The 1,346-nt window shown below is 54.3% G+C and carries 2 protein-coding genes; both read left to right on the top strand.

The genetic code is table 11. The annotated features are described in order from the left end of the window. Positions 1-1,056: thioesterase domain-containing protein (locus A3C3_RS0137275; RefSeq protein WP_028740335.1), on the top strand; the 1,056-nt coding region annotated here is incomplete at its 5' end. A gap of 27 nt (positions 1,057-1,083) precedes the next feature. Beyond that, a partial coding sequence (locus A3C3_RS0137270) for a helix-turn-helix domain-containing protein (RefSeq protein ID WP_028740336.1) occupies positions 1,084-1,346 on the top strand: 263 nt, incomplete at its 3' end.

The raw sequence follows: 1,346 nt of genomic DNA, 5'->3' as shown, positions 1-1,346 counted from the left end.
GTCGAGCGGGTCGGACGCCACGACAACTTCTTCGAACTCGGCGGCCACTCGCTGTTGGCCGTGCAGTTACTCAGTCGAGCATTAGATGTTGGGCTGAACTTTAGCGCCGCCGACCTCTTCCGAGCCCCTGTTCTGAAGGACCTTGCATCGAAGATTCATTTGGAGCCACAGCCCAGGACTCCGGGAGTGATTTCCGTACAAGCAACCGGATCGCAGCCACCGCTCTTCTTTGTCCCCACAGGTTTTGGCGATTGTTCCTACGTCCTCAGGTTGGTGGAGGAAATGGACGTAGACTGTCCCGTCTACGCTCTGCCATGGCCCCCCTTCAATAACCTTTGTCCACCAACTCTTGAGGCGATAGCCGCGGAGACCATCGTGGCGATTAGAAAGATCCAGCCGCAGGGTCCGTATCGCTTCGCTGGATACTCATCAGGCGGAATCTTGGCTTACGCCATAGCCCAGCTCTTACTGGGTCGCGATGAAGCTATATCTTTCATGGCGTTGATCGATGTTACGCTACCTGCAAACTTGAAAAAGATATCACCCATCCAAATGGTACGAGACGTGGTGCTGGATTCTTTTGAATCCTTAGATGATGAGAGCTTCGAAGTGTTGGAGCAATTTGCTGGACAAAGTTCAATCGCTCAGCTGCTTGAAAAGGGGCAGCAAATCGGGGCGATATCTCTGGATCGTGATCTCCACAATGAAGTGGTGATGTATAAAAGGATCGCCCGGTTTCACGAGGCGCTGCACGCGTACCAAATCCCAACCCTGCCAATTGAGATACATCAGTTTTATGCCACCGAGGCTCTCTTCAGTTCTCGGGCACGACAAGCTGAAAGTTCATTATGCCCAGAGGCACGTTCGCCCATGCGCGGCTGGGACCGGCTCTTGAGTCGAGGGGCCATTACTGCCATACCGATTGGAGGCGACCACGTGACGATGATGAGTGTTCTGGAAAACCGCAAGGCTCTGGCCCGAGCTATTTCTACGCCCTTATACCAGCGTGAGCGATCTCTGACTCTTTTTGAGGTTTCCAAATCAGTTGAGTTCTGAATCAATACCGCAAACGGAGGTTTGCGGATGACATCAGGAATTCCACTGCGCGATGACTTCGACGGCTTCGCTCTTCGGGCGTTGGCCAAAGGCACGAAGGATGCGGCACAGGCTCGGCGGCTTCTTGCCCTTGCCGAAATCTATGATGGCCATTCCCGCAGCGATGCGGCCAGGATCGGAGGCGTGACCCTGCAAATTGTCCGCGACTGGGTTATTCGCTTCAATGCGCGTGGCCCGTCAGGGCTCATCAATGGCAAAGCACCCGGCAATCAAGGAAAGCTTTCCGACGT

The organism is Rhizobium mongolense USDA 1844, from assembly GCF_000419765.1.
Classification (GTDB): Bacteria; Pseudomonadota; Alphaproteobacteria; order Rhizobiales; family Rhizobiaceae; genus Rhizobium; species Rhizobium mongolense.
The sequence above is the reverse complement of the archived record's forward strand: the minus strand, read 5'-3'. Positions and strand labels throughout refer to the sequence as shown.